The sequence below is a fragment of the Streptacidiphilus jeojiensis genome, from assembly GCF_042510965.1.
Taxonomy (GTDB): Bacteria; Actinomycetota; Actinomycetes; order Streptomycetales; family Streptomycetaceae; genus Streptacidiphilus; species Streptacidiphilus jeojiensis.
Genome location: NZ_JBEUKS010000015.1, coordinates 127,458 through 139,987 on the forward strand (window position 1 = coordinate 127,458; position 12,530 = coordinate 139,987).

15 protein-coding genes and 1 pseudogene are annotated in these 12,530 nt (G+C 70.2%); 11 read left to right on the top strand and 5 right to left on the bottom strand.

Annotated features, from left to right (window positions below; genetic code table 11):
* The first annotated feature begins 32 nt into the window (after positions 1-32).
* From ABUW04_RS33160 to ABUW04_RS33185, 6 genes and pseudogenes are all read left to right on the top strand, one after another.
* Positions 33-1,217: a CE1758 family FMN-dependent luciferase-like monooxygenase gene (locus ABUW04_RS33160; RefSeq protein WP_380568158.1), complete on the top strand. Its 1,185-nt coding sequence runs from the start codon at positions 33-35 to the stop codon at positions 1,215-1,217.
* The gene (locus tag ABUW04_RS33165) at positions 1,214-1,690 is read left to right on the top strand and encodes a MarR family winged helix-turn-helix transcriptional regulator (protein ID WP_380568159.1); all 477 of its coding nucleotides are present in this window, start codon (positions 1,214-1,216) and stop codon (positions 1,688-1,690) included. Before ABUW04_RS33160 ends, ABUW04_RS33165 begins: the two co-directional genes overlap by 4 nt.
* Positions 1,687-2,445, top strand: a complete 759-nt coding sequence (locus tag ABUW04_RS33170) for a CE1759 family FMN reductase (protein ID WP_380568160.1) — start codon at positions 1,687-1,689, stop codon at positions 2,443-2,445. Before ABUW04_RS33165 ends, ABUW04_RS33170 begins: the two co-directional genes overlap by 4 nt.
* A gap of 353 nt (positions 2,446-2,798) precedes the next feature.
* Positions 2,799-3,413, top strand: coding sequence for a DUF998 domain-containing protein (locus ABUW04_RS33175; protein WP_380568161.1), 615 nt, complete (start codon positions 2,799-2,801; stop codon positions 3,411-3,413).
* A gap of 103 nt (positions 3,414-3,516) precedes the next feature.
* Positions 3,517-3,879 (top strand): annotated as a pseudogene (locus ABUW04_RS33180) (transposase); the annotation flags it as partial.
* Positions 3,812-4,459 (top strand): transposase, encoded by a 648-nt coding sequence (locus ABUW04_RS33185; protein ID WP_380568162.1) that lies wholly within the window; start codon positions 3,812-3,814, stop codon positions 4,457-4,459. The pseudogene ABUW04_RS33180 and the gene ABUW04_RS33185, both read left to right, overlap by 68 nt.
* Here ABUW04_RS33185 and ABUW04_RS33190 read toward each other — a convergent pair.
* Entirely contained in the window at positions 4,454-4,933 is a 480-nt protein-coding gene (locus tag ABUW04_RS33190; protein WP_380568164.1) for a hypothetical protein, read from the bottom strand. The two genes, ABUW04_RS33185 and ABUW04_RS33190, sit on opposite strands and share 6 nt — an antisense overlap.
* A gap of 353 nt (positions 4,934-5,286) precedes the next feature.
* Between ABUW04_RS33190 and ABUW04_RS33195 the strand changes: the two genes are divergently transcribed.
* The 4 genes from ABUW04_RS33195 to ABUW04_RS33210 all read left to right on the top strand — a co-directional run bounded on the left by ABUW04_RS33195 (position 5,287) and on the right by ABUW04_RS33210 (position 9,259).
* The gene (locus tag ABUW04_RS33195; RefSeq protein WP_037598710.1) at positions 5,287-6,240 is read left to right on the top strand and encodes an ABC transporter ATP-binding protein; all 954 of its coding nucleotides are present in this window, start codon (positions 5,287-5,289) and stop codon (positions 6,238-6,240) included.
* Positions 6,237-7,046, top strand: coding sequence for an ABC transporter permease (locus ABUW04_RS33200; RefSeq protein ID WP_380568166.1), 810 nt, complete (start codon positions 6,237-6,239; stop codon positions 7,044-7,046). Before ABUW04_RS33195 ends, ABUW04_RS33200 begins: the two co-directional genes overlap by 4 nt.
* Before the next feature lie 144 nt (positions 7,047-7,190).
* A complete protein-coding gene (locus tag ABUW04_RS33205) occupies positions 7,191-8,582 on the top strand; it encodes a sensor histidine kinase (RefSeq protein WP_380568167.1) in 1,392 nt (463 codons plus the stop codon).
* Positions 8,579-9,259 carry a response regulator gene (locus ABUW04_RS33210; RefSeq protein WP_380568169.1) on the top strand — a complete coding sequence of 227 codons (681 nt, stop codon included), beginning with the start codon at positions 8,579-8,581 and terminating at the stop codon, positions 9,257-9,259. The genes ABUW04_RS33205 and ABUW04_RS33210 overlap by 4 nt, the downstream gene beginning before the upstream one ends.
* A gap of 141 nt (positions 9,260-9,400) precedes the next feature.
* On the opposite strand, the gene ABUW04_RS33215 is transcribed toward ABUW04_RS33210, so the two are convergent.
* Together ABUW04_RS33215 and ABUW04_RS33220 are read right to left on the bottom strand one after the other, a co-directional pair.
* Positions 9,401-9,616 carry a hypothetical protein gene (locus tag ABUW04_RS33215; RefSeq protein WP_380568170.1) on the bottom strand — a complete coding sequence of 72 codons (216 nt, stop codon included), beginning with the start codon at positions 9,614-9,616 and terminating at the stop codon, positions 9,401-9,403.
* 240 nt (positions 9,617-9,856) lie between these two features.
* Positions 9,857-10,033, bottom strand: a complete 177-nt coding sequence (locus ABUW04_RS33220; RefSeq protein WP_380568172.1) for a DUF6126 family protein — start codon at positions 10,031-10,033, stop codon at positions 9,857-9,859.
* Positions 10,034-10,155: 122 nt separating this feature from the next.
* On the opposite strand from ABUW04_RS33220, the gene ABUW04_RS33225 reads away from it, so the two are divergent.
* A complete protein-coding gene (locus tag ABUW04_RS33225) occupies positions 10,156-10,617 on the top strand; it encodes a hypothetical protein (protein WP_380568173.1) in 462 nt (153 codons plus the stop codon).
* On the opposite strand, the gene ABUW04_RS33230 is transcribed toward ABUW04_RS33225, so the two are convergent.
* Both ABUW04_RS33230 and ABUW04_RS33235 read right to left on the bottom strand, forming a co-directional pair.
* Entirely contained in the window at positions 10,581-11,486 is a 906-nt protein-coding gene (locus ABUW04_RS33230) for an SURF1 family protein (protein ID WP_380568174.1), read from the bottom strand. The two genes, ABUW04_RS33225 and ABUW04_RS33230, sit on opposite strands and share 37 nt — an antisense overlap.
* A gap of 219 nt (positions 11,487-11,705) precedes the next feature.
* A complete protein-coding gene (locus ABUW04_RS33235) occupies positions 11,706-12,530 on the bottom strand; it encodes a MerR family transcriptional regulator (protein WP_380568175.1) in 825 nt (274 codons plus the stop codon).

Sequence of the window (12,530 nt, forward strand, 5' to 3'; positions counted from 1 at the left end):
GACCGCTCCTCGGCACAGAAAGGCCACCCATCATGCAGTTCGGGATCTTCTCCGTGAGTGATGTGACCCGCGATCCGGTCACCGGGTACACCCCGAGCGAGGCCGAGAGGATCAGCAACGTCGTCGAGATGGCCCGGCACGCCGACGAGGCAGGACTGGACGTGTTCGCGATCGGTGAGCACCACAACCCACCGTTCTTCGACTCCTCGCCCACGACGCTCCTGGCCGCCATCGCCGCGACCACGAAGAACATCGTCCTGTCCACCTCCACAACGCTGATCACCACGAACGACCCGGTCAGGATCGCCGAGGACTACGCGATGCTGCAGCACCTGGCCAAGGGCCGCCTGGACCTGATGCTGGGCCGCGGCAACACCGGCCCGGTGTATCCGTGGTTCGGCAAGGACATCCGCAAGGGCGTCCACCTGGCGCTGGAGAACTACAACCTGCTGCACCGGCTGTGGCGCGAGGACGTGGTGGACTGGGACGGGGAGTTCCGCACCCCGCTGCAGGGCTTCACCTCCACCCCGAGGCCCTTGGACGACGTCCCCCCGTTCGTCTGGCACGGCTCGATCCGCACCCCCGAGATCGCCGAGCAGGCCGCCTACTACGGCAACGGGTTCTTCGCCAACAACATCCTCGCGCCGAACGGCCACTTCAAGCCGCTGGTGGACTTCTACCGCAAGCGGTACGAGCACTACGGGCACGGGCGCGCCCAGGACGCGATCGTGGGCCTGGGCGGCCAGGCGTACATCGCCAAGCGCTCGCAGGACGCCTACGCCGAGTACCGCCCGTACTTCGACAACAACCCGCACGGCATCCGGATCCCGCTGGAGGACTGGACGACAGCCACCCCGTCCAGCGTGGGCAGCCCCCAGGAGGTCATCGACAAGACCCTGGGCTTCCACGAGATCTTCGGCGACTACCAGCGTCAACTGTGGGTGGTGGACAGCGCCGGGCTGCCGCAGTCCGCAGTGCTCAAGCAGATCGACCTGCTGGCCGAGGAGGTCGTCCCGGTGCTGCGCAAGGAACTGGCGGCGCGCCGTGCCCCGGGCGTCCCCGAGGCGCCGACCCACGCCGACCTGGTGCGCGCCAAGTACGGTGACAAGCCCGCCCGGCAGCCGCGTCCCAACCCCAACCGCGGGGACAACACCACCGGCACCTCGCCCTACCAGGACAGCGACCCGGCCAAGGCCGCTGTCCAGCCGGCGCTGTGACCGGCACCGGCCGGCTCGCCGACGAGGCGTGGGAGAGCCTGTTCCGCGCCCAGGTGGTCCTGGGACGGGAGTTCGCAGCCCAGGACACCTGGGACGAGATCCCACGCGGCGACTACGACATCCTGTACACCCTGGCCAAGGCCCCCGAGGGACTGCGGATGACGGAGATCAACCGGCAGGTGATGCTCACTCAGCCCGGCATCTCCCGTCTGGTCACCCGCCTCGAGCAACAAGGACTGGTGGAGCGACAGCCCGACCCCGATGACGCCCGCGCGCAGCGAGTCCGGCTCACCGAGGTCGGCCGCGAACTGCAGCGCCGGGTCGGCCGCCGACACGTACGGCACGTCATTCGGGCCATGACCCGCGCTCTGGACCCCGACCAACTAAGGCAACTGAGAGAGCTGTGTACCGCACTGACCGAAGCCGCTGAAGCCGCATCCCCCGCAACCGAGAAGGGACACCACACTTCATGACCACCACTACGGTGAACCACATCGTTCCTCGCACCTCTGCACGCAGCATCGTCGTGGTCAGCGCGGGCATAGGCGATCCGTCCTCGTCCAAGCTGTTGGCCGACCGGCTCGCGCAGAAGACCCTCGACCTGCTGCGCGAGCGCGGCGTCGAGGCACAGGTCGCAACCATCGAACTGCGTGACCTGGTGCAGGAGATCGGCAGGGCCACCGTATCCGGCTTCATCGGGCAAGACCTGCGCCCCGCTGTGGAGCGCCTGGCTACCGCCGACGCGGTGATCGCTGCCACCCCGGTGTACAAGGCAGGCGTCAGTGGCCTGTTCAAGTCTTTCGTCGACCTGCTCGACAACGACCTCCTGATCGCCAAGCCCGTCGCTGTCACCGCGACCGCCGGCAGTGCCCGGCACGCCCTGGTCCCCGACGAGCAGATGCGCCCGCTGTTCGCCTTCCTGCGCGCGCTGGTGATTCCCACCGCCCTGTTCGCCGCCCCCGAGGACTGGGCCGACCGCGCCCTCGGCACCCGGATCGAGAGGGCGGCGACAGAACTCGCCGCACTCATCCACAGCGGGGTCGCCACCACCATCGCTGACGGCTCCTGGACCCGCTACCAGCACGAATTCGACAGCATCGCACAGCCCACCGGTGCCGAGGCGCAGGTGGCCTTGCCCGCCGACACCGAGTTCACAGGGATCGACTTCGACTCCGACCTGATGCGCCTCGCCACCGGCGGAACACCTGCTGCCGCTGGCAGGTCGTAGGGAGCCGCCTGAGATTACGGTCCGACCCCCTGGCAGGGACGCTCCGTTGGGCAGAGGGCCGTGGCGCACTGGACGGTGCAACCGGCCCTCAAGCAGCTCCACGTCCCCACCAGGTTCCAGCTGGCCATGCAAGCCTGCCGCCGAGGCTGGCTGTGATCACCCACTGGACGATCCGCCAGAGCAAGTGCACAGAACGCCCACCTCCGCTAGGCCATACGGACGTCCGCGGCTGCGACCCCTGCACGGGGTACCTACCATGACACTCAGGTTGAAGCTGGTGACTCTATGCAGTCAGTTCAGATCACCGAATCGACCGAACAGACGGCAAAGGGACGCGAGGGAGCGGATACGACATGCAATCAGGCGTCCTCACGCTTGCTCTGATCAGCATCGCCGGCCTCGTTGGCTACCTGGGACTATTCGTCGCGCTGCACCGCCTGCCCACCGGCTACAGTCCCGTCCGGCATGCCGTGAGCGACTACGCCGTAGGCGATTCCAAGCCCCTGTTCGGCAAGGCCCTGGTGCTGTCCTCCCTCGCCGTCCTCGTACTCGCCCTCGGCCTCACCTGGGAACCCGGCGCTCCGCCGCTCGCCACGAGCAGCCTCGTGTTCCTCTACCTCGTGCCCGCCATGCGTGTCGGCATGATCCTCTTCCCCACCGACCTCGAAGGCGAGAAACTCACCCCCACCGGCCGCCTGCACTACCTCTTCGCCATCGCGGCCTTCGGCTTCACCTACGCTGCGATCTCCGGCATGACCCCGGACCTGACTCGACTCGCGCCCTGGCAGTCCGCGCACGTCCTCCTCGACGTGCTCCAGTGGGCCTGCCTGGTCTCGCTCGTCCTCCTCGTCGTGACCCTGCTCCCACGCTGGCGGAGCACCTTTGGACTCTTTGAACGAGCATTCCTGGTCAGTACGAATCTCTGGCTGCTCACCGTCGGCGTCTGCCTGGCGGTCAAAGCTGCCTGACGAGGTCGGGATTAGAAGCCGTAATCAAAGCGGTCTGGAGGCTTGGGGGTCGCTCGGGAGTTCGGCTGTCGGGCCCGTTCGGATGATCGCGTGTCTGCCGCGCATGAAGGAAGGGCCTCCTGCACAGTCCAGAGATGTCGAGTCAACGGAACGCAAGGAGGCCCTCTTGTCCCTGTCTGTCGTGTTCGTCGAGCCTGCGTCCAACTCCGGTGTGTCGCACTGTGATTGCCTCGCATACCGGTTCGGCAACGCCGCCGACCACGTGGGCCGCGAGCGCCGATACCCCAGCGACCTGACCGACGCCCAGTGGGCGGTGGTGCGTGACGCGTTGCCGCTGCCGCGCTGGCGGGAGGGTCGCGGAGGCATGCCGGAGTCCTGCTGCCACCGCACCATGGCCGATGCGGTGCTCTGCCTGGTCGACAACGGCATCAAGTGGCGGGCGATGCCCGCCGACTTCCCCCACTGGCAGGCCGTTTACCGCTTCTTCCGCCGCTTCCTCGCCCAGGGCCGGCTCACCGAACTGCACGACCGGCTGCGCCGCCGGGTGCGCACCCGCCAGGGCCGCGATCCGGAGCCCTCGGCGGGCATCATCGACTCACAAGTCGGTCAAGGCCGACGCGGTCGTCGAGGCCGACACGCGCGGCTACGACGGAGCGAAGAAGATCAACGGCCGCAAGCGCCACCTGGCGGTCGACTGCCTGGGTCTGCTGCTGGCCGTGCTGGTCACCCCCGCCTCCACCGCCGACCGCCAGGCGGCCACCGTGATCCTGCCGCACCTGCGCGAGAAGTACTTCCGCCTCAAGCTGCTGTGGGCCGACGGCGGCTACACCGGCACCCTGCTCGAATGGGCCCCCGCCACCCTGCGCCTGGCACTGACGGTGGTCAAGCGCACCGACACTGCCACCGGGTTCAAGGTGCTGCCACGCGGCTGGGTCGTCGAGCGCACCAACGCCTGGCTGATGCGCACCCGCCGCCTGGCCCGCGACTACGAACGCACCCCGGCCTGCGCCGAAGCGATGGTCTACTGGTCGATGACCGCCTCATGACCCGCCGCCTGGCCGGCAGGCGCTGAACCGGCCGTCCGACTCCTTGGCCAGCCAACCCCGCTCAACCAACCTCCGCGCTTTCGCACGCACCCCCTCCACCCCGGCAGCCGACGTCTCCCACCCCAGCCGCTGAGCAATCTGACGGCAGTTCAGCGGACCGCCGTCCTCCCGCGCGACGTCCTCAAGCAGGACCAGGATGCGCCGGTAGTCCGGGGCAAGCACCAGGACCGACACCCCCTCGCTCCACACCGGCACCACCGTCCCCGGCGCCGCCTTCTCCGCACCCCGCGATCGGCCGTCCGCCTCGCCTGCGAGCGCGGCGGCCAGTTCCTCCCGCGCGATCACCGCCCGCTCATGCGTCCGTTCAGCCGCCGCGACCGCCTCCCTGGCGCGCTCGGCATCCTCACGGCACTCCTCCAGGCGCTGACGCGCACCCAGTTCCCGCTCCTCCAGCAGACCCAGCGGCGAGGACATCCGACACCTCCGACAACGAGACGACACAACGTCCCGAGCCTGCCCACCTTCCTACCGGCAGTACGCCTGAACAGCAGAAACCAGTCGATCACGCCCGGATTGATAACGGCTTCTGAGGTCTCCACCTTGCCGATTGCCGGAGTGGTTCCGGTCTGTGTCGTCCTCGCGGCGGAGGCGGTGCGGTACCGGGGTACCGCCCGCCGGCCGCGGTTCCGCCCGCGGTACCGGTGGTCGGCCCTTGGCCCGAACCTACGGTGGTGGTGCGGCCGACGGCAGGACCTCGGCCGCACCACCGTCAGTCGGCGGCAGTGCCGTCAACGGGCGGTCCTGCACCGGAACCTGAGGACGCATCCATGATCGAGATCCATCAGCTGGTCAAGCGGTACGGCGAGAAGACGGCTGTCGACGGTCTGGACTTCACCGTCCGGCCGGGCACGGTCACCGGTTTCCTGGGGCCCAACGGCGCGGGGAAGTCCACCACCATGCGCATGGTCGTCGGCCTGGACGCGCCCAGTAGTGGCTCGGTGCAGGTCAACGGCCGCCGCTACGACCGGCACCCCGCCCCGCTGCAGGAGGTGGGCGTCCTGTTGGAGGCCAAGTCCATCCACCCGGGCCGCTCCGCCTTCAACCATCTCAACGCCCTGGCCCTGACCCACGGCATCCCGCGCCGCCGGGTCGAGGAGGTCATCGAGCTCACCGGTCTGACCCAGGTCGCCCGCAAGCGGGCCGGGGCCTTCTCGCTCGGCATGGGCCAGCGGCTCGGCATCGCTGCGGCGCTGTTGGGCGATCCGCAGACGGTGATGCTGGACGAGCCGGTCAACGGCTTGGACCCGGAGGGCGTGCAGTGGATCCGCAACCTGCTGACCGGCCTGGCCGCGCAGGGGCGCACCGTTTTCGTCTCCTCGCACCTGATGAGCGAGATGGCGCAGACCGCCACCAACCTGATCGTGGTGGGACGCGGCAAACTGCTGGCCGACACCACGGTCGCCCGGTTCATCCAGGACGCCGGCGGACAGAGCGTCAAGGTCCTCACCCCGCAGGCGTCCCGGTTTCGGGACCTGCTGGCCGGACCCGGGGTGGAGGTCACCGGCGCCCCCGGCTCCGAGGAGCTCACCGTCTCCGGGTTGACCGCCCGTCAGATCGGCACGCTGGCCTTCGAGCACGGGCTCCCCCTGTACGAGCTGACCACCCAGGCCGTCTCCCTGGAGGAGGCGTTCATGGCCATGACGGAGGACTCCGTCGAGTACCACGGCTCCACCACACCCCCCTCCAGCCCCGCCCCCGCGCTCGCCAGGAGCACCGCATGAGTACCGTGACCGCCCCTGCCCGCCCGGTCTACAAGGTGACCGGCCTGCGGGTGCTGCGCGCCGAGTGGGCCAAGACCTGGTCGCTGCGCTCCACCTGGATCACCCTGGGCGTGGCCCTACTGCTCCTGGTCGTCGCCGGCCTGCTCGGGGCGGCCAACTACTCTCCCTCCGGCACCGGACGCGGCCCCGGCGCGGACGCCAAGGACGCCATCGGCGTCGCCCTGGGCGGCATCGGCTTCACCCAGCTGGCCATCGGCGTGCTCGGGGTGCTGATCGCCGGCGGCGAGTACTCGACCGGCATGATCCGCTCCACCCTGGCCGCCGTCCCCAGGCGGCTGCCGGTGCTCTGGTCCAAGGCCGCCGTCTTCGGTGTGGTGGCCCTGGTCGTCGCCACCGTCGGCGCCTTCGTCTCCTTCCTGGCCGGGGAGCACTTCCTCAGTGGCCAGGCGATCGCGCTGGATCTGTCCTCGTCCGGCGTGCTGCGCAGCCTGCTGGGGGCCGGCGTCTACCTGGCGCTGGTCGGCGTGCTGGGGGTGGCCCTGGGCGCGCTGGTGCGCTCGGTGGCCGGGGGCATCGGACTGCTGGTGGCCTCGCTGATGCTGCTGGATGTGCTGGCCGGCCTGCTGCCCAGCAGCCTGGGCAATGACATCAGCCCCTACCTGCCGGGAAACGCCGGCGGTTCGATCTACGCCCTGCACCAGGCCGGCAACACCCTCAGCCCCGGTGCGGGTCTGGCGGTCTTCGCCGGATGGGTGGCCCTGGCGCTCGTCGGCGCAGCCTGGCGGCTGAAGCGCTCCGACGCGTAGGCAAGAGCAGCTCCAACGCGCAGGGAAGAGCACAGGACGCGCCCCCCGGCGCACGCTGTGGCCCCCACGGCCGACCTAGAGTGGGCCGTGGGGGCCCTTCGCGCAGGTGGAGGACGGGAACCCGGAGGAGCAGGTGTCCAGATCGTGAGCGTTGGCAGCCCACCGCCGCAGGCGGTGTTCCCGCCCGAGTTCGAGCAGATGTGGGGCAGCCCGCTGGCCCGCCGGGCCGTGCGCCGAGTCCGGCGGATGCGCCGGGCGGTGCGGCGCAGGCCGCTGCTGCTGGACTCGGTGCTCGCCCTCGCGCTGCTCACGGCCGGTCTGATCGCCCCGGGCCGGACCTGGTACGACAAAGCCGCGGTGCAGGCTCCGACCGCGCTGGTGGTGCTGACCGTGCTGGGCCAGTCGGTGCCGCTGGTGTGGCGGCGGCGCGCACCGCTGGCCGTGCTGGCGGTCGTGCTGGCCGCCTGCGTCGTGCAGTGGGCGTGCTGGGGCGAATCGCAGCGCAGCGTCGTCGGCCTGCTGGTCGCCATCTACTCGCTGGCCCGCTACGAGCGGCTGAACCGGCTGTTCTGGCCCGCGCCGTTCCTGCTGGCGGGCCTCTCGGTGTCCGCCTACCGGGTCAAGCCCTTCGAGCAGCAACCCCTGTACAGCCTGTTCTTCCTCTGCGCCACCTCCGTCGCCGCCGCCACCCTGGCCCTGGTGGTGCGGGCCCGCCAGGCGCAGCTCGGTGCGCTGGCCGACCGCGCCCACCGGCTGGAGGTGGAACGCGAGCAGCGGGTGCAGCTGGCGACCCTGGCCGAACGCTCCCGCGTCTCGCGCGAGATGCACGACATCATCGGCCACAACCTGGCCGTCATCATCGGCCTCGCCGACGGGGCCAGCTACGCGGCCGCCAACGACCCCGCCCGCGGCACCGAGGTGCTGCCCGTCATCGCCGGCACCGCCCGACAGGCGCTGAGCGAACTGCGCCGCACCCTCAGCGCCCTGAGCGCGAGCGCCCTCCAACCGCCGGCCGCCGACGAACTGGCCCCGCAACCCGGACTGGCCGACCTCGCCGCACTGCTGGAGCGCATCCAGGCGGCCGGGCCGCGCATCTCGCACCGCACCGCCGGCGACCTGGACACCCTGCCGCCCGGCGTCCAACTCACCGTCTACCGCATCGTCCAGGAGGCACTGACCAACAGCCTCAAGCACGCCGGACCCGCGACCGGCGTGCAGGTCGTGCTACGCGTAGGCGACCAGCAGGTCGACGTACGGGTCCAGGACACCGGCGGCCCGGACGGCACACCCGTGCGACCCGGCGGCGACCAGGACGGGCGCGGACTGGTCGGCATCCACGAGCGCGCCGCCCTCGCCGGCGGAACCGCCCGCACCGGCCCCACCCGCGACGGCGGTTGGCTGGTCCACGCCGTCCTGCCGCTCGGCCCCCAACCAGCGGCCCAGGCCCAACCCCCACCCATGCCTGCGCCTGCGCGCAAGCCAAAGCCCGCGCCCGAGTCCATGCCCGAGCCCGCAACCGAAGAGGACCGGCCTTGACCACCGTGCTCATCGTCGACGACCAGCCGCTGCAGCGGCTCGGCTTCAGGATGCTGCTCGAGAACAACCCCGACACCAGCGTCGTCGGCCAGGCCGCCCACGGCGCCGAGGCCGTGCGGCTGGCCGCGGAACTGCGTCCGGATGTGGTACTCATGGACATCCGGATGCCCGGGATGGACGGCATCGAGGCCACCCGACGCATCGTCGCCTCCGGCGGCCGCACCAAGGTGCTCGTCCTGACCACCTTCGACCTGGACGCCTACGCCTACGGCGCACTCCGCGCCGGGGCCGGCGGCTTCCTGCTCAAGGACGCCCTGCCCGAGGAACTGCTGGCCGGCATCCGTGCCGTCGCCGCCGGAGACGCCGTGGTCGCCCCGGCACTGACCCGACGGCTGCTCGACACCTTCATGGAGCACGTCCCCGACCCCGAGGGAGCCGACGGCCCGACCGATCCACGGGTGGCCGACCTGACCGGCCGCGAACGCGAGGTACTGCAGGCCGTGGCCGAGGGCCTGACCAACACCGAGATCGCCCAGCGCCTGGTGCTCTCCGAATCGACCATCAAGACCCACGTCAGCCGGGTACTGGCCCGCATCGGCGCCCGCGACCGGGTGCACGCCGTGATCATCGCCTACGAGACCGGCCTGGTCCGCGCCGACCGACCCCCACGCGGGTGAGGACGGATGCGACACCGCTCGACGCCCCCGGTCCGACTTCGCTGCCAAGCAGGCGTGGCTGATGTTCGGCCCGTCCTGACCGACCACGCATTCACTGCTGTGGCGGCACTCCTTGTCAGTCACCTGTTGGCTGAAGCCCCCTTACGTGTGTTCGCAGGGCAATCCGGAGGCGTGTCGCCCCAGGGACTCTTCAGCCAGCGCGGCTCGCAGGGCGAACAGCCCGGCGAGGTCTGCCGCTTCCACGAAGCGGATCAGCAGTCTGTCGATGCGCAGGTCGTCGCCTGCACGGACTGCGTTCACGATGCAGGCGATGCCTGAACAGCTGGCATTGGATGAGGAATCGTTTCTGCTCGGCATATGCCAACGGTGCGCGACGATCAGTTCAGAGAAAACCTCGCACTCACTCGTCTGAGTGAAATGGTCGCCTCTACTGTGCGGATGCCCGAAGCGGCGCGTATAGCTCCCGTCAGGTGCGGAGGCGTCGGAGGGCGGCGCTGATCGCTACTGCCGTCCTGGCCTGGGCCGCGTGGACGGTGTACGCCAGGTCATCCACCGCGCAGGATGCCTGCTCCGGCCGGCGGGGTGGTTGAGGGACGGTCAGTGGGTGCGTCCGCCGAAGTAGAGAAGCAGCATGACGAAACCGGCGAAAACGTGGAATCCGATGACGTAGATCGCCGCCCGGATCCAGACACCCTTGTTGGCGCGGCGTCCGCCGCCCTCGCTGCCGTCGTCGCCCTGCTGGGCCGCGGCTGCGGTGTCGGCGGCTGCGATCATCGCCAGCACCGCGGCGGCGTCCGCTGACGCGAGGTCGCGTCGGGGGTTGCCGGTCGGGCCGGTGGGCTCGGGACCTGGCGCGGCTGGCCCGACGGTGCGGCTACCTCCAACTCGCCCTGCGCGTGGCCGTCCAGCGGCTGCTGAAAAGTCCACTGCTCACCGTCGCCGAACTCGTCGCAGAGCTTCAGGGCCGCGCACGCATCCTGGGCCTCGTACGCGCGGTGTTCGACGGCTCGTACCGCACGCTGCGCCCCGCGACAGCACGCATGGTCCGGCTGCTGGGCACAGCTCCGGGATCCGATCTGTCCACCGGCGCGATCACCGCGCTGTGGTCCGGCCACCTGCTGGCCCCGGGCCGCCCCGACCGGTACATGGTGCACGACTTGCTGCAGGCCTACGCAGCGGAGATCGCGGCGTCCGAGCTGTACCAGGAGGAGTCCGATGCCGGGCTGGACCGGCTCGGCCGCTGGTACGCCCGCACCGCTGGCCTTCCCTTCGGGCGCCGAGGCCCAGCTGTGGTACGCCGTCGGGGAGGCGAACCTGTCGGTTATGGTCGGGGCGCTCTGCTCAGCGCGGTCGCGTAGGGCAGGTGCACGCCTTTGCCGACCACCGCGTCGTCGCTGCTGCTGGTGCTGTCGTCGTTGGGGCCGGGGACTTGCTGGGCGGTGTCGGCGGCCGGGGTCGGGGGAGTGGTCGTCATGAGGTCCAGGTATCCGGCCAGGACCGGGTCGGGCAGGTTCTTAGCCTGTTCCTGACTGTTGATCATCATGTACTGCCGGGCGGGCAGTCCGGTCACGTTGCGGATGCCGGTCAGGGTGTGGGTCTCGTCGGGCCGCAGCCGGCCGACCACGGTCACTGTCCCTGCCGGTGCGGGCGGGACGGTGGGGAAGGCCTGGCTGTGGGTGCTGTTCGGGGCGACCCAGCCCCGGTTCACCAGCACCGCGTCGCCGTCGGCGGTGATCAGCGGAGTGACCAGGTAGAAGCCGCCGGTGTCGTCCTCGGCGTCGGTCCGGCTCCGGACCACGAACTGATGGGCCGTGTCATAGCGGCCGGTCGCGCTGACCCGCCGGTACATCAGGGTGGCGGGGACGGTCGCGCCGGGGTGCGACAGGGACGCGAACGGGACCACCGGCGCACTGACGTTGGCGTTGACGATTCTGTCGCTGCGGCTGGTCTGCTGCTGGCACCGCAGTTCCTCGCACTGGTCGCACTGGGCACAGCAGCGATCGTCCCGATCGACATCAGCCAGGATCCGCTTCACAGGCCAGACAAGTAGCCCGGCCAGCAGGCGGATGAGTAGCGCGACTTCGGCAAGTCCGTAAAGTTCCAGGAACCCGCCGCCTTCGCGGTCGGATGACTGCACCGCGAACTCGACACGGATTCTGGGGAGGCCGCCAGCGCAGTCCTCACTGGCGAACGCGACGGCAGTGCCGGCGCAGATCGTTCCGGGCACCCTGGCCTTCGTCTCCTGCTCTTTGCCACGGGCGTCGCACTGGTCCGGGTAGCCCGGCGGCGCGGTGTGAGGGGCGACACTCGGAGGGTCCGCTCGGTCATGGGGTGAACGCGCTGCCTCGCCCTCGTCGCCAAGACAGCACCTCCTGGCAAACCTCAGCGGCCGGGCAACCGGTGGGATTCGGGCAGGAAACCCCTCAGGCTGCCCCAGCTGCTGAGCTCACATGGGGAAGGCGATGTCGCAGACCTCGTCGTCGGGACCGGCGGCCATGAAGTCGGTGAAGTAGACCTCACGCGGTGCGCCGGCCGACGGCAGGTTCTGGTCGTGCAGCCAGCCGGCGACCGCCTCGAAGGCGGACAGGATCTGCGGGAACATGACCTGGGCCTTGGTGATGCGCACGTAGGCCTCGCGGTGTGCCGGCTCTTCGCGCATCGCGGCGTCGATGCTGTCGGCGGTCTTCGGGTCGACCGGGAGGCAGACCTCGACGGGGCCGTCGCTGTCGTGGTTGACCTCGCCGTGGTAGACGACGAACGCCGGCGCCACCGCACCGGATGCCGCTGCCGCGGCACCGTACAGGCGGGTCATGGCCGCGCCGATCCAGGCGGGCAGTTCCTCGGGAGTGACGTGACGCTGCTCGGTCAGCACCGTCTGTGCCGGGACCTCGCGGGTGAGCACGGTGTGGGACATGGCATAGCCTCCTTGACGACCGCCGGACAGCAGATCACGCACATGCCCCGCCAGGTGCCGTTGCGCGGCGAACCTGGCCTCGACTGCTTCCCAGTAGGCCGCCAGCAGTTCGGCGCGCCGGGCGACCGGGGCCCGCAGCACCGTCGCGACCTCGCCCAGCGGCATGTCCAGCCGGCGTAGCCACACGATCAGTCGGGCGTCGTTCAGCCGGTCGGCTCGATAGCGGCGGTACCGGTTGGCCGTGTCGACCTCGTCGGGGAGCAGCAGACCCTGCTGCTCGTACAGGCGCAGCGCCTTGGGCGACAGCCGCGAGCGGCGGGAGAACTCGCCGCTGGACAGCAGTTCGTCATCAGGCAT